This window comes from Pseudomonas sp. SDO5591_S426 (assembly GCF_054070755.1).
On the sequence record NZ_JBSVXD010000002.1, the window covers coordinates 18,587 to 35,956 of the forward strand.

A 17,370-nucleotide genomic window follows, 5' to 3' on the forward strand; every position below is an offset into this window, starting at 1 on the left:
TTAGGTGAGTTGCCCGCCGTTACGACGAGCCATTGCGATTTCCTGACGGCAGACGACCTTGATGGCTTCGGCCAAGCGCGCTGGGTCAGGTGTAGCGCCACCACCTTCGGAGGCTTCAACCGTGACACTGACTTGGATCGTGCTGGAGTTGCCCCCACCTCCGCGAACGCCGAGGCGGCCTTGTGAATCGCGAGCCAACGGAACGATTGCCTCGTCACCCGCCTCACCCATCACGCCAGTTTTGCCATTAGCCATACCAAATGCGGTTGGCTTGCTGACGATGGAGTTGGTGAAGGCGCCGCCGTTGGCGAACATTTGCACGCCGCCAGACCAGGCGCCGCCCTTGGCCTGAATACTGCCTGGAGTGAAACCCGATAAGTCACCGGAGTAACCCGCTTGCGTTGAGCCAGCAGACCCGCCGCCAAAGTAAGAACCCGCAGCGCTGGCGGCCAAGCCAAACAGCCCGCTCAAAGCTGACGAGGATGCTTGCCGCGCCGCGATGCGTGCCATATCGGCGAGAATCGACTTGGCAAAGTCGGTAAACGACAGCTTCCCGGTCATGGCGAAGTTGACGATGGCGTCCTCCATCGAGCTGAAGGCGTTGGTGAACAGACTCTTCGTCTGCCCGGCGACGTCGCGCGCCGACTCCAAGTAGTTCTGCCACGCCGATGATGCGCCAGCGCTCCAGTCACCCTGGGCGGCAGTCATGTCGTTGTAGTTGGATCGCACAGTGTCGTGCAGGTCCTGCTGGGTAGCTTTCAGCGCGGCCAGCTTCTGGTTGTACTCATCGAGGCTCATGCCGCGCGAGCCGTCGCCGTACTGGTTCGCCAGTTCCAGTCGCTGCTGGTTGAAGCGGTCGTCGATACCGTTCTGCTGATCCGTCAGCCCACGTTGTCGGTCACCTTGGCCAAGGCCGGAAGCCGCCCGTAATCCCTGCTGCCGAAGAGTTTCAACTTGCTGCTGCAGGGCGTTGGTGTACGTGCTGACCGCCAGAGTCTGCTTGCGCAGCCGACCCTCTTCGTTCGTTGCAATGACCGAAAGTTCGCTATCGCTGTCCTGCTGTGCCTTGACCATGGCAGTGCGGGCGTCGGCGATCTTCTGATCAATCTGGATGATCTGAGCGCCAGTGGTGCCCTTCTTGGCCTTGGCAGCTTCGAGCGCATCGATCTCCGCCTGGTAGCCCTGGGCAACTTCATCGGCCTGCTGCTTCAACAGGCTGATCCGCTGCTCGGTGTAACTAGCTTGGCTGATCACGCCGGCGCGCTGCGACGCTTCCAACTCCTTGTCGGCGTTTTTGTAGTAGGCCAAGGTTTCGGCCAGTGCGTTCTTCGCGTTGTTGAAACCGGTGGTGTCGACACTGCCGGCCGGCGCCTTGGGGTCCTTGAACTGGTCGTTGATGTTCGCAATGTTCTTATCGATCGCCGCCTGATTCAGCCGGGGATCCGTCGGAGCGACCTTGCGAATGTCGTCGAGTTGCCTTTTGTATTCCTTGAGCGCCTCCGCGCGCTTTTGCTCATTGCTGTATGCGGACTTGCTCAGAGCATCCACTTTGCCCATGGCAACAACTGCATCACCCTGGGCCTTTGCCTGCTCGCCTTCCCATTTTGCGATGTCAGCAGCTGCAGCCTTCTGGTCCTCCAGCATGTTGAGCTGGTTGCTATAAAGCTCGACCATTTCTTTCTGGTTTTGAAACGCCCCGATATCTCCGGCCTGAGCTGAAGCCAGATTGCGCCGAGCTTGGTCGATATCAGCATCGATATCGGGCCGTCCGATGTTCTTCAGATTGTCCGCCGCCCGGGCGACAGCGTTGTAGCCTTTCTCCCAAAAGCTCAGGTTTTCGAGGATTCTTGGCGTACGTTCGTTGATGGCGTCGGCGTATTGCTCGGTTGCCAGCTTGACCGCACCAGCATGGTCACCCTGCTTCTCCAGCGCGGCTATCTGCGAATAGACCGACGCCGTGAGGTAGTGGTATTGCTCATTGAGCGCAGCGGATGCTTTGACCGGGTCATCTGCCAGCTTCGAGAATTCGGCGACCGTTTCGCTCACAGCTTTGCCGGTCGCTTCTTGCATGGATACCGCGGCTAGGGCGATACCTACGAAACTGTCGCCTGCGATCTTTCCGTTGCCTGCCAGCAGCGCCAGAACTTCAGCGGCCTGGCCGGTCGTACCCACGGTAGCGCTGACCTGGCGGGCCATTTCGCTAAGTTGCCCGGCGCTGACACCAGCCGAGTTGCCGGTAATAATCAGCCCTTTGCTGTAGGCATCCTGCTCTTCGCTGCCTTTATAGTAGGAATAGGCGAGCGCGCCCACTGCGGCAGTGACCAGCGCGATAGGCGCCAGAATGGCAAGCAAGCCGGCAGCCGATGCTCCAGCGCCCGCCCCTAATTGAGCCACCGCACGCACGCCGCTCCCCCAGTCGCCGGAGGACAGCGCATTTCCCAACTGAACGACGTTTTCCTGAGCCTGGCGGGTACCCAGCTTCAGCTTATCGAAGCCGGTCGCCGTTTTTTCGAGCTTCGCGTAGTCCTTGTCGATCTTGCCCAGTGCCGAGTTGTACTGGTCTTGGCTGATACGCCCAGCATCGAGGTGCTTGCCCAGGTCCTCGACCTGCTTGTCGAGTTTGGCCATAGCTGCCCGGGCTGGATCGATTGCCCCCAACAGACTGTTCAGGGCCTTCTGTTCATCCAGCGTCGACTTTGCTAGTGCCACCTGCTGCTTATCCAGCTGCGCGGTGATCTTGGTGAACTCGGCTTCGCCATAAGCACCGGTCTTGGTGAGTTTCGCCAGGCTCTCGCGCTGCTTGGACAGCTCCTGCGTGGTGGTCGCGCCTTTCAACAACGACTTTTCCAGCGCCTCCATCTCTTTCATCAGGCTGACGGCGGACTGCTCAGCGCGATCACCAGCCTTGGTCAGCTTGTCGAGATCGGTCGCAGCGTTGGCGGCATCAGCCGAATCGACCTTGATGCCGAGTTCTGCAATGTTCATCGACTCACCTTGAATAAGTGCCCGTGATTACGGGCTGTTGTCGCGCGTTTCTGCCATGACCGCGATAGCTTCCGACTCCATGACGCGAATGTCATGGAACACAACAGACCGATACTTCGCCGGGATGCCGACGAGCTTCATTACATTGGGCAGAACACCGTAATCGAGGCCGGTCGCGCCGCATGCGCCTGTGCGCCACTGAGTCCCCATCGATTCCATGACTAGGAACGACGGCCAGTTGTCCGGCCAGACTTCGACGGTTTCGGCATAGTCTTCTGGCAAGAAGCCGAACATAGCCATCTGCTCGGCAGATCCTTCGGACTCATATAGCGCACGGGCAACGGCGATCAGTTTCCCAGGCGAGCCTTGCCGAAGGCTTCGCTGTAGGCCTTAACAACAGCATCCGATACACCGATACAGCTGTTCACCAGTGCAGTGATCGACTCATCATTGAGCTTGTCGTTGAAGCCCCAGGACACCACGAGGTCTTTGATCTGGTCGACGCCCTGCTCGACCTCGGCGGCAGTGACTTCTGATAGGGACGGCTCCGTTCCTTTGAAGCGATCCCCAAGGGCCTCTGCTTTTTCCTTCCAGAAATCGAACAGCTCGGCCAACTCGGTGCGGTCGCGGTACTTGAATGTGAACGGCACCATGGCTGGCTTGCCGCCCACTTGAGGGATGGCCACGTCGACGGTGAACGTCGGCTTTGGCGCTATGGAAAACTTTGCCATGGGATCCCCTTAGGCGTTGTAGCGGGTTGGACGGGAGGCGAACGACAGCGTGATGGTCCGCGTCATGATGTTGTTACGGCTCAGCGTCGGAGTCGCAGTGATAGACACGTACGCGAAGTAGTAAATTGTCGCGCCACCCGGGAGGTTCGCACGGATCAGGCGCGGCTCTTTGTCTTCGTCCGCAGCTTCAACCAGAGCGACATATGCTTTAGCCGGATCATCCGCGACTGGCAGCGTCAGGCTGCTGGGCGATTTGTTGGTGGGCAGTTGACGGTCATCGTCGTCTTCGAGGAAGCCGTAGGTGAGGAACTGTTGCTCGCCACCGTTCGCAGTTGGCTCAGTGATTTGCGAGATTTGCGTCCAACCGGAAGCCTCACGGACAGTGCCAGCGCCAGAGCCTGCCGGGTAGTTCTTCACGCTGGTGGTATCGATGCCTTCCGCAGCGAAATCTCCAGTATCCGAATCAATAACGCGAGCCGGCCGGCCGTTCAGCTTCGCCCAGGCGGAATCGATAACTATCACGTCGCCATCAACCAGTCCGTGGGCTGCAGCGGTGAGCACTGCGGGGCTGGCATTGCTGATCGCGGTAAACGCTTTCGGAGCGCTCAGGGTGGCTGCAATCTCGAAGGTGGTGCCGTTGGGAATCTTGACGCTCATGGGTTTTCCTCTTTGCAGAAATGACAAAACCCGCTCAATGACGGGTTCTGGGTTTGCCCAACGGGCTAATTCAGTTGGTGTCGGCTCGGTACAAGAACGAAACCGGCACCGTGTAGGTGGTGTCGTCGGGAATGCCGGGGCCTGGGTCTACCGGACTCATGGTCACCACGGTAAGAGTGCCTTTCGTGATTCGCTCGTACAGAGGGAACAGCGCTGCAATCTGGTCGGCTATCGCACCGCCCGCGCCGCGGTACTTGCCAGACGGGGTCACGATGCTGACCTGAAACACTCCGGTGTACAGCTTGTGGTCACCGGCGAGCGTGTTGCTCACGGTGTCGGCTGGCAACGTGTAGGCCTTCAGGTAGGTCTCCCCGTCCTTCGGTGCGTAGGCCTCGTTTTCGACCACCACTTTCAGCGGAACCGGCAAGGCTTTCGCCCAGGCGATCAGCCTGGCCTCGTAGATCGAAGCGATGATGTTGTGGCTCATACCTGGTTGTTCCTGATGGCCTCCTGCACGATCTGCTGGAAGCGAGCCACTGTGATACGCACCATGCCGCCGGGCGCTTGGGTCGAATGCCCGAACTCGAGCGGAATCGCATACGGCAGGTTGTTGATGAGGTACGCGGTCTGCCCGGCGGTGAAGTCGCTCACGGCTGAAACCAGCGCGGCAATCGTCTCTTGGCCACTGGGGTCAACCTCGTCGAAAGTGACGTTCTCTACGACATCAATCGAAAGGTGCCAGTTGGCCCGGAACCGCCCACCGACATATCCTTCTGGTGCAATGATATCCATGCCGTCGTTCAGCTTTCGGCCAGGCTTGAGTCGGCCCGCCTTGGTCAGGTTCGCGGGATCGCTGCGCAGTTCGCTGTTGTGATCGTCGACCGCTTTGTTGTACTGGTGGGCCACGGTGTTCTGCGCCCATATCTCCGGGTTAGCCACCGGCGACATGCGGATAACACTACTTCCGACTTCGATGATGATCTCGCGCAGGCTCGCGTCGATGGCTTCCGTTGCCTGGGCTGCGAACTCGGCAAGGCTCAGCGCGAAACTGCCGGATTGTCCGGCGCCGGCGCGGCTCACGACCGCACCTGCAGCTCGTAAAGTATTCGCGCCCCGGCAGGATTGATCTCTTTCAGCGGAGGGACGATTGAACAGGTGCGACCTTGAACAATGATTTTGTTCAGCAGATCAGGCGCCCATTCAAGCCCCTGCGCGGCAATCTTGAGCTTCTTGTCGCCCTGCTTGATCAGGCTGTTGTTCTGGAATTCTTGACCGGTGAAGTCGAGTAGGATGCCTTGAGCGGTTTGCTCAGTGATGGTATCTGGCGGCGCGGTACCAGTTTCCGGGTCGTACTCGCCGACAGTGATTGCCCGGATGACCACTGGCTGACCGAGCTCTGTGATTAAATCTAGGGTGGTAGCGGCCATTTCATCGTAAAAACTCAATTCCACTCTCCAAGAGGTACGCATGACAGGTTCAAGCGGATTACAAAAATTGAAGAATTCTGTAGATGATCTGAAGCACGCTATGGCGAACAACCATGGAAATATTCCCGCCAAAGCACTGACAGTTAAACGGTTGCTGGCTGAAGAGATCGCCACGTCCCCCCTAAAAGATCAGTACTTAGAGATTTATGACGACTGTTTCCCTCATGGAGGCTCCCCTAACATTGACCTTTTGGATGAGCTTACGAACGGCGGTATGACCAAGAGATTGCCACTCACCGGTAAATATTGGTCCAGTAAGTTAGAAGAGGCCCTTGGGCTCTAAGCCCTGACGGCGAAAAGCCCCCGCTTCTGGAGATAGTCTGCAAACTGCGTTGCGCTCGGCCGATCCGGCGCCGCCGGCAACAGCCGCCCGCTGGTGTTAGGGATCGTCGCGTACTCGCGAGTTACCGCCCCCTCAACACGCTCGAGTGTCACCGCGCCTTTGCGCTTCTCGACGGGGTCGATATCGTCCTGATGGATCTCCGCGGCTAGTGCCATCTGTCCGTACTGGATGCGCGCCGGCAGGTAGTTGTCTGGCTTGATCTCCTGATCCAGCTCTACGCCGCGGCGCGGCCAGGCCAGAGCCTGCTCGCTATTGGTCTTCCGCCCTTTCCACGTCATGCCATCCATCGCCAGAGCGGCCCGACGCAGCAGCGCTTCCTGTGCTGGCATATCCGCCGGGATGGTCGCGCCGAACTTCACGGCGTACATGGCCAGGCCTTCGGCGGATGCGTAGCTTTCGGCGTCGGTCTTGCCGGTACCGTCCTCGATGATGAGAGTCATGAATCAGCTCGCTGTGGTGTTCTGGATCGGATGCCACGTTACCGGGCACCCGGATTGTTACGCCTGCTGCAGATCAGCAACTGCCTTTTCCAGCGATTCTACCGAAGCATTCGCCCGATACGTCACGCTGGCAGCGTCGAGCTGCGCCTTGAGGCTTGCGATCTTCTCGGTATTGTCGACGGGCTCCGCTGCCGCCTTGAGGCGTTCGACTTCAGCGCGGAGCAATTCGACCTCGCCCGCCAGAGTATCGCGTTCACCCTCGATGGTGACGACACCTTCATGGATGGCTTTCAGAGCATCGAACAAGCGGATCGGTAGTTCGCCAGCACCCGGATGTTCAAGCTCCGACAGGCCTTCGGCGGCGTCGATCAGCAACACGATGCCGTCACGTTCTGCGTTCAACTTGTCGATCAATTCCTGTAACGCAGCGCCGTCAAAATCAACGCTGTCGGCGATCAGCAGCACCGGGGCCGAGTCGACCTGTCGCAACGTAACTTCTGGCAGATCCTCAGCCTCATCATCGCGGCTTCCGGTGGCGTTCGCGTCGACAATGCGCAGACCGTTTTCCTTGGCCAGCGCCTTCACATCTTCTTGGTACTGGTGGAATGGACCAGGCAAGTACCAAATATTTTTTTGGCTCATGATCATTACCTCGCCGAGCCGGGCACGTCGCCCGGCTCAACATTCAGGAGTTACTTGGAAGCGTCACCGATCAGAGCCACACCGGCGGTGTGCTTGATGCTGGTGGCAGTCTTGTCCCAGTTGGTACCGGTCGCCAGTTCGGCGTCGGTTGGCGACTTGCCGCCGGTGGTTGTGTCCCAGGTGTAACCCTTCAGACCCAGACCGAAGGTGTAATCGGTTTGGAGGGTGGTTTCGATACGCTCCTTGCCGTTGGTGGTCTGGACGTTGCTGATGATGTCGCGACCGTCGTGCACCAGCGCCGCGCCCTGCACCAGGGACAGGATGATTTCCTTGTTTGGGGTGCCGGCCTGCATCAGCGCCGGGGCGTCCGTCACCACGGAGATCTTCCCGAGGATGTCCACGACGCGGACGTTCCCCGCCTGGAATAGCTGCTGCTGGTTCGCCAGGTTCTGGCCGACCAACTTGTGGTAGCTGGTGCCCTGCATCACCTGGGTGACCAGGTTCTGGCTCGCGTCGCCGAACTTCGCATGAGCGTTGTTCAGACCAGCGTAAGTGATGCCTGCGGTAGCCGACACGTCGTTGACAGCGGCGGCCTGGGTAGTGATCGCCGCCACCAGGGCAGCAATCGCGGTGTTCAGCTGGTCCTTCAGGAGAATTTCAGCGAAAGCACGGCTGGCGACTTCGATGCCTTGCGCAGTTGGACGCTCCAGCCAGGTCATCTGCGATGGCTCGTAGCGGATCGGACCGAAGCCGCCGGCTACCTTCACCGAAGTGTTCTTCAGCTCGGTCAGGTCGGTGGCAGCGACAGCGGCGTTTGCGCTGTAACGATCCACGCGACGCTGGGCAGCGGCCAGGGTCTGGAAGAACGACTCTTGAAGGAAGTCGCCCGTGAAGCCATCCGGAGACAGCACGATTGCACCGCGGCTTGCAGCGTTGAAAGCGGCGAGATACTGATCCAGCGTCTCGAGAGTCGCCGGCATGATGTATTCGTTGAAAACCTGCATTTGCGACAGGGACATGAGTTATTCCTTACGATTGAGGGAGATCCGGGAACCGGCTCGCGATTGCGGCCGTGCGTTCCTCTTTGGTGCCGCCGATTTTTCCTTTTGCGGCCCCGCCGCCACCTCCAGCACCAGCAGCCCCGCCGCCCGATGCCTTGCTACCCGCGATCAACGGCGCGAACGCCGTGTCGTTTGCGAATTCTGCTTTCAGCTCATCCAGCGTTGCCGCCGAGAGTTTGCCCTGCGGATCGAGGACGACCACAACAGGCTTCCCGTCGCGCTGCTCGACGCCAAGGCGGCGCTCGATGTGCGGCAACAGGGCTTTGGCGCTGCCCGGGATTGCCAGGGCGGACGCGATATCGGTAGCGGTACGGCCAACGGTCAGATCCCGGATCTGTCCGCTCAGCGTTCCACGCTCCTGCTCCAGCATGCCGTTCAGCTCAGCTTCGCGGCGGTTGTATTTTTCAGTCCAGGATCGTTCGAGTTCTTCGACGTTGCCGGACTTGCGAGCGGCTTCTTCGCGATCGAGGCGGGCCTGTTCCTCGGCATCCTTGCGCGCCTTGTCGGCGGCCTTCTTCTCGTCCAGCAGTTCCTGGACCTTGGACTTCAGTCCGGATACGTCTTCTTGTTGCGGCAGACCTTCAATACCGAGGACAAACTTGCCTTCCTTCTCGGTGTAGAGCGATTTAACGGAGTCATCGAGACCGTCAAGAGTGTCCAGCTGATATTTCAAACCCATTTGCTTGTCTCCCAGAGACGATTTGCAGGGCCGGCCCGCAGATATGAAAAAGCCCCGTCATTGGCGAGGCCTGTTTAAATCGTTGGCATAAAAAAACCCCGGCGGATGCCAGGGCTTGATTCGAAACATGTAGACCCTTCGGGTCATTCCTCCTGATCGATCTGATCAAGAAAATCAACGTCATCGTCTTCTTCGTCAAAAGCTGCTTGAGCGTCTTCTTCAACCCATGACTCGTCATCATGGAATTCATGATCGAGCAGGTGGTCGTGCTCTGGCTCTGGAATATCTCGCTCTTCGCTCATGACTTACCGAAACAATAATAGAAAAAACGGACTGTACATGCAGAACCCCGTCCTCAGTCAACGATCACGCGACAGCTTGACGCTTTCTCCCAGAGACAGGCATGCAGGAACTGCCTGCGGGTGATAGTGATGCTCGACGCCCGGTTGGTCGCCGTAGTCAAATGTCCGCTTGCACGATGGCATACGCCTGATGTGATATTTGCGGTGAGGTGGAAGAATGACAGTCGGAGATTCGGCAAACATAGCGGCAGCATTTGCGGGCGCCCTATCTGCTTTTTTTGCTTTTTTGACTATACGAAAAAGTGTCAATGAGAGACGCGATGACCGCATGTTGAGTTACGCAGTTAAGACTCTCGAGCGCGCGTATGAATCCCTTGTCGGCAATCCTCGTTCTGTGCCACCCCCAGCAGACCGGCTCGCATGGCTAACAACAGCGAGGCTGCTTGAGGACTACAAGAGAGCAAAGGTGCGTATACGTGACAAAGTAGCCCTTGAAGAGCTTGAAGGTCATGAAGAGCACTGGCGACACCAGTTCTATCTAGCCCTATTGCCTCTTGAACGCTGTCAGCCTGGATTTTACTCGGGTTCAGCAAACTCAAGGCATTTGGACCAAATCCCAAAGATCACTGCAATCATCATTCATGCATTCGCAAGCTGGCCTGAAGACAAGGTCGATCCGCTGGATGCCTACAAAAACCAGCAAGACGCTGTGGATCGTCTCGGTGTCAGTAAAATGTGGATAGGACTTCGTCACTATCTCAACATCCTCTGACTACACGCATCTCAATTCAGCCCAGCGCGCTCGAACGCCAGAGGCTCAAGCGCCTTCATCTGCACAAGGGTCAGAGGTGAAAAGTTGCGATCAAGCTGCAGCTCAGCAAATCGCTCGATGCTCAGCCCGCCTTCTCGGAAAAGTTTTGCCCGAACCGGCCCGATAGCCTTGTCCTGAAACGCCGATGGCTGCTGCTTAAGCCAGGCGTAATAGCTGAGGTCTGCCCTCACCTGCTGGGCGCCGCCGCCAATGGATGCCCGCGTGGCATCCTTGGCGAACAGCGCGCTGAACCGGGTCACCGCCACCACCGTCGAGCGACAGTTGATGTGGATCGGAGGCCTCGGCCCCTCAGTCAGCTTGAAGCGGCGCTTGTCGAGCGTTCGGCACTGGCTGGTCGTCTTCGTGTCCAGCGTACTAACCCACTCCACCGACTGTACGACATCGGAATTCTCTTTCAGCGTCTCCATGCGCGCTTGGGTCGCGACGTGCTGCACTGCCGTACGAACGATGGCGCCGGCATTGCGGTTGGTCGTGGCCAGGATGCCGTCGTTGTACTTGAGCGCCTTTGTGCCGCGAATGTTCTTGATGATCTGGAAGTTGGTTTGGCCTTCGAAGAAGCCCTGCCGGATCGCGCCAGTGAGGCGCTGCCGCTCTGTGGTGGTGAAGCCATCAATGAACGACTTGAGCAGCTTCCCGCCGTCCGCACCACGCACGCTGAGCGGATTGGTGAGGATGGCAGCACGGATTGCAGCAGCACCTGGCACTGCGGCATCAAAGGACACGCTAACTGGCGCCGCCCGAGTCAGGCTGGTTGCCTCGAACTCGGCCTCATAGTTGGCGATATCCACCAGGTCGAGGTTCAGCTTCTCGCTGTACCGATCGAAGATCCCCAGCAGCAGGCTGTCGACTTCGCTCAGCCGTCGCTCCAACCGAGCGACGGTGTAATCCGTCAGGTCGGCCCGAGTCAGCCGCTCACGAATCGAGCGGTCGATCTCCTTTAGGAAAGGCCCGAACTTGGCGACCTCCCCTGACTTCAACTGCTCGAGGAAGACCGCGTGCCGGATAGTGGCGTCAAGGATTGCTTGGTTTGCCGACATTTGCTTTCACCTCATCGTCGTCCAGGTCGAGTGCCGGGGCTTCAGTCTCCAGCTCGTCGCGGATCTCGTCGTCGGTCTTCTCGGGATCAATCACCCCGCGATCGCGCAGGTACTGCCAGAAGTCAGATGACGGCAACTTGCCGCCCTGCACCGCGTTGAATAAACCGGTGAGGATCGTTGCGTCCAATGTGATCTGGCTGAAGTCCTGATTGAGTTTGTAGAGCGTTTCGCCCTGAGCATTCACGAAATCAGCCATCCAGACCAGGCACTGGCTGTAGGCCTCGCTGACGTTGCTCACCACCAACGACAAGACGCTGTGTTCGGCGGCGCTCTCGTTGTCAGCTTGGGTCGCAGTCTTCACCGCGCTGCCCCGTTCGATCAGCCGGGCGCCGAGGGACACCATGTCCTCTTTCTTGGCATCCATGGCCTCTTTGACAAGCGTGTTCGGTTCAGGCTGAGCAAAGCCACACGAACCGTTGGCCGGGAGCGTCAGGGGCGCCCGAGAACCGACATAAATGCCGTTCGCTTCCAAGTGATCGCGCCAGGCCTCATCAAGCCCGGAAATCCAAAACTGTGGCTGTCCGGAGAACCACACCGAGTCCTCGTAGTCCGCACTGTTGCAGTAGTGGCCGATGTTCAACACAGCCATGTCATACAGCGGCGAATCGTCGATGCTGGTGTCGTTGTTCTCGCTGCCCAGAAACTGGAACGGGATCAACTTCCACGGTTGCCCAAGACCATTCAATGGCGTGAAAGGCGGAGTGATCATCGCAGTTTCGCTGCTGCCCTCTTGCCAGACTTCCTGCGTGTAAACGCCGGCAACGTCCAGGCGCAGCACCCGATATTGTACGACCCGCTCACTGCCGAAGCCGTCATCGGTATCGATGTCCACCTCTTCTCGCAAGACAACCAGGCTCAGCAGGTGCTGACCTCCGACCTTGCGAGTCTTCCAGTTCCTGATGGACTCGGCCGGGTAGCTGGCAACACTTGCCCGGGCACGGCCTGCCTGCTCGTCGGCCTTGCTCACAGTGCCGGCCTTCACGGCGGCGTAGTCCACTAGCAACCCGTGACGACCGACTTCGAGCAGATGCCCAATGACCGATTGCGACTGTTGGTAGACGCTCACGCCCTGCCCGTCGATATCCTTCGACACATAGTCGAGCGCGCCAGGGACAGTCAGTGTTGGCCAGGTGCGAAACACCGCACCCACCAGGCTGTTTTTAGTTCTCCCGGTGGCGTTGTAGAAGACGGCCCGCTGCTTGTAGCCCTTGTAGCGGGCGATGTTCTCCGGGCTGGTGTCATGTTCGTTGGGCTTCGGCAGGTAAGCATCGCCGCGGGCCTTTACGGTTTCGGAGCCCTTGCACACGTCTCGCACCAGCCGCCAACGGGACTGTGCCACGTCGTACTCCGGGCGGGTGTAAGTGACGTCTGCCATTAGCGTGCGAATCCCATTTTGATTGATTTGACCGGCTTCCTTGCGCTCTTGGCGACAGCGAAGTACCGGAATCCGTCTGAGCCGTGAGAGGTCCAGTCGTGAAGTGGTTTGTCTTTCCAGCAGCCGCGCTTGTCGTCCCACTCCTTGCGGTAGTTCTCAAGGCAGGCGATGCCCTTCTCGCACTTGGATTCGTCGAACACACATTTAGGCAGGATCTCGCGAGCCTGCTCAATGCCGTCGTTGATGCCGAGCTTTGGGACCACCTGAAAGGTCATGCTGTATTTCTGGCCATCGATGTCGTAACCCTCGCGGGCCAGTTCTCGGCGAGTCTTGGCATCGCTGCCGAACTCCCGGTTGTCGATGTCGTGCGGCCCCCAGTGCTCGGAATAGGTGTAACCCTTGTCCTTGAGCACCTTCATGTAATGCCGCAGACCTTCGCCGCTGTTCTCGTAGTAATCGATGATGTGAAACTCTTCACCGACCTGGCGCACGAACCAGATGGCCGTGGAGTCGCCGACGCCGATGTCCCAGAAGGTCATCACCGGCAGGTGGCTGTTATTCGGTATCGCCCCAATGCGCTGCTGGGCATAGAGCTTGGTCAGCTGCTGGGCGTAATAAGCGCCTTCGACTGACTGCTGGAAGGCTTCGACAGGGATAGACGGGTATTCCCGCTTCATATCGTCGCCGAGCGTCTTCTCCTTGGCCGCATACCAGGCGCGCTGACCGTCGTTCGTGACGATCCCGTGTTTGGCCTGCATCTCGTTGAAGTAATCAGTCAGGCGCTGCGGAATGACCACGTCAGTCGAATCAAGCGAGTAGGCCTTGTTCTTCCACCAAGAGAAGAAAAAGAACTTCCAGTCGAGCAGGCCCAAGGGAACGCCGGCGAGTTTCTGGCGCTCAGCACTCTGCGAGTAATCGAAGAAGTAACCCGCCCTGCCCTCCGCCGTCGATTCAATCGTAACGAAACAGTCGGTGGCCACAGCCTCAAAGGCGCCGGTGACAATCTCGCGGGCCTTGTGCGGAAACTTGGCGCAGATCTTCCCGAACTCGGACACATGCAGATAACGCAGTGTGCCGCCCCGGAATGACGTGGAAACGTAGAGCGATCCGCCCTTGCTGAACACCAACTCGCCCGCGGCGTCATTGCTCGCCGGGTTGGCTGCGCGGATCTCGGCCGGCAGGTTGTCGTAGGCGTACTTCACCTTCTCTCGGAACAGGCGCTTGGCGTCGTTCAGGGTGTGAGCGATCAACGCGCACTTGGCCGACTCGAACAGCGCCGCGTCCAGCTGGATGATGCAGCACTCAGTGGTGAAGCCGAGCTGACGAGCCTTCAGGATGATGTTGCGCGTGTGCATCCCATCGAAGTACTCGATCTGTTCGTCCGTCATCCGGAAGCGGACCTTCTTGCCCTGTTTGTCCGTGATGAAGTAGAGGTTATTCAGGCGCCATCGCTTGTCCCGGAGCAGCCTCAAGTGCTCGGGCTTCATGTCAGGCTTCCTTCGATAGTTCGTCCATCATGTTCGACAACTCGTCGGCATCATTGCCGCCGGCTTTCGTGTCCAGGTCGTAGGCTTGGCGCTCCAGGGCAACCAACGTTTTGAATGTCTCGACCAATTCCTTCATGGTCTTGGTCCGGGATGGCAGCGCGCCGATTTTGTTGGCCAGCGCCAGCATGTCAGCCATCGCCTCGCCGTCTTCGTGATCGCCTTCCTTGAACTGCTTGATCAGCGACTTGATCGTCCCTTGCTCATGTGTGAGCGATTCCAGTTCATCCAGCAGCTTGTTGGCCAGGCGCCGAGACCTACCGATGTCAGTCCGGTGCGCCATCCTGATGTCAGCAATGACCTCAGCATTCGCCTCTACGATTCCACGCTCGGTTGCCAGCGTCTCCGTGGAAACCTTGTTGGAAACCTCTCGTTTGGAAACCAGCGAATCGGCCTTGACCTTGATCTTGGCTTTTAGGTCTCGCTCCCAGCCGTCAGTCTTCGATCGCTTGTTGATTGCTGTGTGAGAGACGCCACATGATGAGGCGATTTCGCGCACCGAGAGCAGACCAGCCCGGAAGAGCTGTTCGATGCGCTCCCAGTCGGGCTGCTTGGTTGTCATCGGATATCTCTGAGACTTGAAAAAGTGGCGGGTTGTCGGTATCTGTCTAAAACCTTTCTGAGATCAGCGCAGGACTTAAAGATGTCTGACCCAAACATTGAGCGCTTCGATCAGCTCACAGGTCTTGTTTTCTCTAAGCTATACGGCAGCTTCCCAATCCCGATTGATCTGTACGTCATGGACTTTAAAGCCGCCCTTTTTTATGAAAAAGAGCTCACCGAAGATGATAAGTACCTGGGCGGTGAGCCGTTTTATTTCTTCGAAGCTACGATTGCGTGGCTCATTGAGTCGGGATACATAGTTGAGCGCCACAAATCCTCGTATGCGTATAAATTTGAAGACTGCACGCTCACAGCGAAAACCCTAGAAATACTGAAAGCCACACCATCAACCCTTTCAGGTGAAAGCATTGGGGCCAGCCTCCAAGCCGCAGCGAAGGGTGGCATGGTCGAGGCGATCAAATCTTTAGCCAACGACGCGCTGAGCAAAGGGTTGGGATTAGCCACAAGAGCCGCAATTGACCTAGCGAATACCTAGTGTCTTGATTAACTCAGCATCCGCGTCGTCTCGCTGTGCGCCTGGCCATACAGCAACGCGACGATCAAACCCTGAGGCAGACCGGCAGCCTTGGCAGCGTCAACCGCTTTGGCGATCGCGCTATCTAGTTCGGTCAGAGCCTTGTTGATGTCGTTACTCAATGGGAGCGCGTGGTGCAGGCGGGTTACATTGGTCATGCGCCCTCACTGTCTCGAAGTTGAAAAGGTTGCTGGATACCGGTATTGATGACGCTCCAACACTCACGGAGCAGAGATATGAAATTCAAAGTGAAGGCGTACTACAACCATCAGAAACATCGGGCACTCGCCATTCCTGAAGACAAGACACTCGACAATCTTTCTGACGACACTCAGCGTTGGATTGGCCCAGAGGTGACAGAAGACATCAAAGAGCTGGATACTTCAGAAAAACTCTTTGGGTTCGACCCTCAAACGGTCTGGGATGATTTCCAGACAAAGGGATTTTCTACCTATGAGATCACAGCCACAGTAAAAGTGATCGACAGGTAAATCTCATGTCGCGACACGATTTGATGATTCGCGAAACGTGTCGCGGATTACTCAGGCTTGCGGCTTGGCAACTTGAAGTCAGTCACTCGGTCAGCGATGTTGCGGATCTTCTCCACACCCAAGAAGCCAACCCAACCACCGGCAAAGGTGGCCATGCTCTGGGGTAGGCCGAAGAAATCCAGACCGCTGATGATGGTCAGAGTCAGACCTCCGCAGATCGCCCCTTCCACCAGCATCTGGCGCCGCGTGCCTCCACCATAGGTGATGCGCAGAACCGCCATGGCACAAGACAATGCAGCTGCGTAGAAAATTGGCGAGTGCTGGCTCAACCACGCAAGCGCTATCGCCCAGGTGTCTGGTTTGTCTGGCATGTTTGGCATCTCGGTTCCTCCCCGTCAGGGAGCTTGGGATAAAAAGGCTCGCTCGGTAACGGGCGCATGGCACCGTGCTATCGTCATAGTCCCTATAGCAACGACGATGGACCGCACCATGGGAAATTTCGTGATTACGTTCAGATTTAAGTCTGATGCGACCTACCAGAGTCGATATGAGTCCTTCGTGAAGAAAGTTCACGAAATTGCTAGTACTCATCCGTGGGCTGAAACGTCTTCGTTTTATGCTCTCGAGGCGAATGAGACAGCAGAAAGCTTGTGCAGCAGGCTGTACTTGGAGACGGAGTTCGACTCAACTAAAGATCTTTTGCTTGTCGTCGACACGAAGAGACAGGTGAAGGCTACAAAAGGTGAAGTTCAGTTCCCGACACTTCTCAAGACGGGGTTAGGCTTCTAGCAGAAAAGTTGGCTTCAATTTCAGAAACGCGCGCCTCATACCGGACGAGAGTTTCCCGATTGTGGCGCAGCGCTTCTGACAGCTGACTTTCTTTCGCGACGGCCTCTTCGTGCATTAGCGACACCTGCACCAGCTTCGCTTCCTGTGCGATGACCGACTCCACGGCTTGGCGATACTCGCTTTTCATTTCGTCCTCCAGAAACGAAAAAGCCCCTGCGAATGCAGAGGCCTGAATAGGTTCGCGCGTCTTTCCGCGCTGTCCGCCGAAGACCTGCCCTGCGTCGACGCCCCTTTGCATCGATCCCGCAGTCCAGTCTCGCGCCACTCTGGAGCATGTACGGCCAGGGTGCGCGGGCTGCCGGTGTTTTCTCGTAGCACTGCACTACCGGCTTATCAGTGTCCAAGCCTCCCCGAAGGCTGCCTTGCCTACAGGTAAATTCGAGACAATAAAAAACCCGCACAGGGCGGGTTTAAAAGAAACCCCGCTCTAGGCAGGGCTCTGTGAGCCGTTAGGCTCAAATCAGACCGGCAATGATGAGGCTGGAGACGAGACCGGCACCGACAGCGTGAATCGTGTTAAGAAACGCCATGTCAGTTTTTTTCACCATCTCGTTATCCTCCTTCGTAGTCGAGGCCGCTACGTTCGGCTCTTGCACCTTGAGATACAGCAGGTTTACAGCTACCAATGCCATGAATCCTACGGTGCCGGCTACGACTCCAGCCACAACAACGGATGCCGCTGCTCCAGGGAGATGTTTTGTCGATCCCTAACGCGCA

At 57.8% G+C, this 17,370-nt stretch carries 24 protein-coding genes; 4 read left to right on the plus strand and 20 right to left on the minus strand.

Annotated elements, in window-relative coordinates; translation table 11 throughout:
* The 7 genes from ACW9JC_RS00735 to ACW9JC_RS00765 form a co-directional block, all read right to left on the minus strand.
* Positions 1 to 2,985, minus strand: coding sequence for a phage tail tape measure protein (locus ACW9JC_RS00735; RefSeq protein WP_457452938.1), 2,985 nt, complete (start codon positions 2,983 to 2,985; stop codon positions 1 to 3).
* Positions 2,986 to 3,012: 27 nt separating this feature from the next.
* Positions 3,013 to 3,285, minus strand: a complete 273-nt coding sequence (locus ACW9JC_RS00740; RefSeq protein ID WP_457452940.1) for a DUF1799 domain-containing protein — start codon at positions 3,283 to 3,285, stop codon at positions 3,013 to 3,015.
* A 47-nt stretch (positions 3,286 to 3,332) separates the two neighbouring features.
* Complete coding sequence (locus tag ACW9JC_RS00745; RefSeq protein ID WP_457452941.1) at positions 3,333 to 3,716, minus strand: phage tail assembly chaperone; 384 nt, start codon at positions 3,714 to 3,716, stop codon at positions 3,333 to 3,335.
* A 9-nt stretch (positions 3,717 to 3,725) separates the two neighbouring features.
* Positions 3,726 to 4,373 carry a phage tail protein gene (locus ACW9JC_RS00750; protein WP_457452943.1) on the minus strand — a complete coding sequence of 216 codons (648 nt, stop codon included), beginning with the start codon at positions 4,371 to 4,373 and terminating at the stop codon, positions 3,726 to 3,728.
* Positions 4,374 to 4,443: 70 nt separating this feature from the next.
* On the minus strand, positions 4,444 to 4,860 hold the full coding sequence (locus ACW9JC_RS00755; RefSeq protein ID WP_457452944.1) for a phage tail terminator-like protein: 417 nt from the start codon (positions 4,858 to 4,860) through the stop codon (positions 4,444 to 4,446).
* The gene (locus tag ACW9JC_RS00760) at positions 4,857 to 5,453 is read right to left on the minus strand and encodes a hypothetical protein (protein ID WP_457452945.1); all 597 of its coding nucleotides are present in this window, start codon (positions 5,451 to 5,453) and stop codon (positions 4,857 to 4,859) included. The genes ACW9JC_RS00755 and ACW9JC_RS00760 overlap by 4 nt, the downstream gene beginning before the upstream one ends.
* A complete protein-coding gene (locus tag ACW9JC_RS00765; RefSeq protein WP_457452947.1) occupies positions 5,450 to 5,818 on the minus strand; it encodes a hypothetical protein in 369 nt (122 codons plus the stop codon). Before ACW9JC_RS00765 ends, ACW9JC_RS00760 begins: the two co-directional genes overlap by 4 nt.
* Before the next feature lie 22 nt (positions 5,819 to 5,840).
* Here ACW9JC_RS00765 and ACW9JC_RS00770 point away from each other — a divergent pair, with 22 nt between their 5' ends.
* A complete protein-coding gene (locus ACW9JC_RS00770; protein ID WP_457452949.1) occupies positions 5,841 to 6,143 on the plus strand; it encodes a hypothetical protein in 303 nt (100 codons plus the stop codon).
* Here the strand turns inward: ACW9JC_RS00770 and ACW9JC_RS00775 are convergent.
* From ACW9JC_RS00775 to ACW9JC_RS00795, 5 genes are all read right to left on the minus strand, one after another.
* Positions 6,140 to 6,643, minus strand: a complete 504-nt coding sequence (locus ACW9JC_RS00775; RefSeq protein ID WP_457452950.1) for a DnaT-like ssDNA-binding protein — start codon at positions 6,641 to 6,643, stop codon at positions 6,140 to 6,142. The two genes, ACW9JC_RS00770 and ACW9JC_RS00775, sit on opposite strands and share 4 nt — an antisense overlap.
* Before the next feature lie 57 nt (positions 6,644 to 6,700).
* Entirely contained in the window at positions 6,701 to 7,285 is a 585-nt protein-coding gene (locus ACW9JC_RS00780) for a hypothetical protein (protein WP_457452952.1), read from the minus strand.
* A 50-nt stretch (positions 7,286 to 7,335) separates the two neighbouring features.
* The gene (locus tag ACW9JC_RS00785; protein WP_457452954.1) at positions 7,336 to 8,304 is read right to left on the minus strand and encodes a major capsid protein; all 969 of its coding nucleotides are present in this window, start codon (positions 8,302 to 8,304) and stop codon (positions 7,336 to 7,338) included.
* A gap of 10 nt (positions 8,305 to 8,314) precedes the next feature.
* Entirely contained in the window at positions 8,315 to 9,025 is a 711-nt protein-coding gene (locus ACW9JC_RS00790) for a hypothetical protein (RefSeq protein ID WP_457452955.1), read from the minus strand.
* Between the two features lie 143 nt (positions 9,026 to 9,168).
* Positions 9,169 to 9,327, minus strand: a complete 159-nt coding sequence (locus ACW9JC_RS00795) for a hypothetical protein (protein WP_457452957.1) — start codon at positions 9,325 to 9,327, stop codon at positions 9,169 to 9,171.
* A 217-nt stretch (positions 9,328 to 9,544) separates the two neighbouring features.
* Between ACW9JC_RS00795 and ACW9JC_RS00800 the strand changes: the two genes are divergently transcribed.
* The gene (locus ACW9JC_RS00800; protein ID WP_457452959.1) at positions 9,545 to 10,099 is read left to right on the plus strand and encodes a hypothetical protein; all 555 of its coding nucleotides are present in this window, start codon (positions 9,545 to 9,547) and stop codon (positions 10,097 to 10,099) included.
* An 11-nt stretch (positions 10,100 to 10,110) separates the two neighbouring features.
* Here ACW9JC_RS00800 and ACW9JC_RS00805 read toward each other — a convergent pair whose 3' ends face one another.
* Genes ACW9JC_RS00805 through ACW9JC_RS00820 form a run of 4 tightly spaced genes read right to left on the minus strand, consistent with a single transcriptional unit; the run spans position 10,111 to position 14,737 of the window.
* Positions 10,111 to 11,196 carry a minor capsid protein gene (locus ACW9JC_RS00805; protein ID WP_457452960.1) on the minus strand — a complete coding sequence of 362 codons (1,086 nt, stop codon included), beginning with the start codon at positions 11,194 to 11,196 and terminating at the stop codon, positions 10,111 to 10,113.
* Entirely contained in the window at positions 11,171 to 12,631 is a 1,461-nt protein-coding gene (locus tag ACW9JC_RS00810) for a DUF4055 domain-containing protein (protein WP_457452961.1), read from the minus strand. Before ACW9JC_RS00810 ends, ACW9JC_RS00805 begins: the two co-directional genes overlap by 26 nt.
* Positions 12,631 to 14,118: a terminase gene (locus tag ACW9JC_RS00815; protein ID WP_457452962.1), complete on the minus strand. Its 1,488-nt coding sequence runs from the start codon at positions 14,116 to 14,118 to the stop codon at positions 12,631 to 12,633. Before ACW9JC_RS00815 ends, ACW9JC_RS00810 begins: the two co-directional genes overlap by 1 nt.
* A gap of 1 nt (position 14,119) precedes the next feature.
* Positions 14,120 to 14,737, minus strand: a complete 618-nt coding sequence (locus ACW9JC_RS00820; RefSeq protein ID WP_457452963.1) for a hypothetical protein — start codon at positions 14,735 to 14,737, stop codon at positions 14,120 to 14,122.
* An 81-nt stretch (positions 14,738 to 14,818) separates the two neighbouring features.
* On the opposite strand from ACW9JC_RS00820, the gene ACW9JC_RS00825 reads away from it, so the two are divergent.
* Positions 14,819 to 15,274, plus strand: coding sequence for a hypothetical protein (locus ACW9JC_RS00825; RefSeq protein ID WP_457452965.1), 456 nt, complete (start codon positions 14,819 to 14,821; stop codon positions 15,272 to 15,274).
* Positions 15,275 to 15,282: 8 nt separating this feature from the next.
* On the opposite strand, the gene ACW9JC_RS00830 is transcribed toward ACW9JC_RS00825, so the two are convergent.
* Entirely contained in the window at positions 15,283 to 15,471 is a 189-nt protein-coding gene (locus ACW9JC_RS00830; RefSeq protein ID WP_457452966.1) for a hypothetical protein, read from the minus strand.
* Between the two features lie 78 nt (positions 15,472 to 15,549).
* On the opposite strand from ACW9JC_RS00830, the gene ACW9JC_RS00835 reads away from it, so the two are divergent.
* Positions 15,550 to 15,804 carry a hypothetical protein gene (locus tag ACW9JC_RS00835; protein WP_457452967.1) on the plus strand — a complete coding sequence of 85 codons (255 nt, stop codon included), beginning with the start codon at positions 15,550 to 15,552 and terminating at the stop codon, positions 15,802 to 15,804.
* Positions 15,805 to 15,851: 47 nt separating this feature from the next.
* On the opposite strand, the gene ACW9JC_RS00840 is transcribed toward ACW9JC_RS00835, so the two are convergent.
* The 3 genes from ACW9JC_RS00840 to ACW9JC_RS00850 all read right to left on the minus strand — a co-directional run bounded on the left by ACW9JC_RS00840 (position 15,852) and on the right by ACW9JC_RS00850 (position 17,285).
* Complete coding sequence (locus ACW9JC_RS00840) at positions 15,852 to 16,184, minus strand: phage holin, lambda family (RefSeq protein WP_457452969.1); 333 nt, start codon at positions 16,182 to 16,184, stop codon at positions 15,852 to 15,854.
* Positions 16,185 to 16,570: 386 nt separating this feature from the next.
* Positions 16,571 to 16,780, minus strand: coding sequence for a hypothetical protein (locus ACW9JC_RS00845; protein WP_457452971.1), 210 nt, complete (start codon positions 16,778 to 16,780; stop codon positions 16,571 to 16,573).
* Positions 16,781 to 17,108: 328 nt separating this feature from the next.
* Positions 17,109 to 17,285, minus strand: coding sequence for a hypothetical protein (locus tag ACW9JC_RS00850; protein ID WP_457452972.1), 177 nt, complete (start codon positions 17,283 to 17,285; stop codon positions 17,109 to 17,111).
* Positions 17,286 to 17,370 lie beyond the last annotated feature (85 nt).

Excerpts from the sequence above, each read along its gene's own strand:
- ACW9JC_RS00845 (WP_457452971.1), bottom strand. The coding sequence starts at position 16,780 with ATGAAAAGCGAGTATCGCCAAGCCGTGGAGTCGGTCATCGCACAGGAA.
- ACW9JC_RS00795 (WP_457452957.1), bottom strand. The coding sequence starts at position 9,327 with ATGAGCGAAGAGCGAGATATTCCAGAGCCAGAGCACGACCACCTGCTC.
- ACW9JC_RS00850 (WP_457452972.1), bottom strand. The coding sequence starts at position 17,285 with ATGGCATTGGTAGCTGTAAACCTGCTGTATCTCAAGGTGCAAGAGCCG.
- ACW9JC_RS00780 (WP_457452952.1), bottom strand. The coding sequence starts at position 7,285 with ATGAGCCAAAAAAATATTTGGTACTTGCCTGGTCCATTCCACCAGTAC.
- ACW9JC_RS00835 (WP_457452967.1), top strand. The coding sequence starts at position 15,550 with ATGAAATTCAAAGTGAAGGCGTACTACAACCATCAGAAACATCGGGCA.
- ACW9JC_RS00770 (WP_457452949.1), top strand. The coding sequence starts at position 5,841 with ATGACAGGTTCAAGCGGATTACAAAAATTGAAGAATTCTGTAGATGAT.
- ACW9JC_RS00790 (WP_457452955.1), bottom strand. The coding sequence starts at position 9,025 with ATGGGTTTGAAATATCAGCTGGACACTCTTGACGGTCTCGATGACTCC.
- ACW9JC_RS00800 (WP_457452959.1), top strand. The coding sequence starts at position 9,545 with ATGACAGTCGGAGATTCGGCAAACATAGCGGCAGCATTTGCGGGCGCC.
- ACW9JC_RS00840 (WP_457452969.1), bottom strand. The coding sequence starts at position 16,184 with ATGCCAAACATGCCAGACAAACCAGACACCTGGGCGATAGCGCTTGCG.
- ACW9JC_RS00815 (WP_457452962.1), bottom strand. The coding sequence starts at position 14,118 with ATGAAGCCCGAGCACTTGAGGCTGCTCCGGGACAAGCGATGGCGCCTG.
- ACW9JC_RS00755 (WP_457452944.1), bottom strand. The coding sequence starts at position 4,860 with ATGAGCCACAACATCATCGCTTCGATCTACGAGGCCAGGCTGATCGCC.
- ACW9JC_RS00750 (WP_457452943.1), bottom strand. The coding sequence starts at position 4,373 with ATGAGCGTCAAGATTCCCAACGGCACCACCTTCGAGATTGCAGCCACC.
- ACW9JC_RS00820 (WP_457452963.1), bottom strand. The coding sequence starts at position 14,737 with ATGACAACCAAGCAGCCCGACTGGGAGCGCATCGAACAGCTCTTCCGG.
- ACW9JC_RS00805 (WP_457452960.1), bottom strand. The coding sequence starts at position 11,196 with ATGTCGGCAAACCAAGCAATCCTTGACGCCACTATCCGGCACGCGGTC.
- ACW9JC_RS00740 (WP_457452940.1), bottom strand. The coding sequence starts at position 3,285 with ATGGCTATGTTCGGCTTCTTGCCAGAAGACTATGCCGAAACCGTCGAA.
- ACW9JC_RS00825 (WP_457452965.1), top strand. The coding sequence starts at position 14,819 with ATGTCTGACCCAAACATTGAGCGCTTCGATCAGCTCACAGGTCTTGTT.
- ACW9JC_RS00810 (WP_457452961.1), bottom strand. The coding sequence starts at position 12,631 with ATGGCAGACGTCACTTACACCCGCCCGGAGTACGACGTGGCACAGTCC.
- ACW9JC_RS00830 (WP_457452966.1), bottom strand. The coding sequence starts at position 15,471 with ATGACCAATGTAACCCGCCTGCACCACGCGCTCCCATTGAGTAACGAC.
- ACW9JC_RS00745 (WP_457452941.1), bottom strand. The coding sequence starts at position 3,716 with ATGGCAAAGTTTTCCATAGCGCCAAAGCCGACGTTCACCGTCGACGTG.
- ACW9JC_RS00775 (WP_457452950.1), bottom strand. The coding sequence starts at position 6,643 with ATGACTCTCATCATCGAGGACGGTACCGGCAAGACCGACGCCGAAAGC.
- ACW9JC_RS00735 (WP_457452938.1), bottom strand. The coding sequence starts at position 2,985 with ATGAACATTGCAGAACTCGGCATCAAGGTCGATTCGGCTGATGCCGCC.
- ACW9JC_RS00785 (WP_457452954.1), bottom strand. The coding sequence starts at position 8,304 with ATGTCCCTGTCGCAAATGCAGGTTTTCAACGAATACATCATGCCGGCG.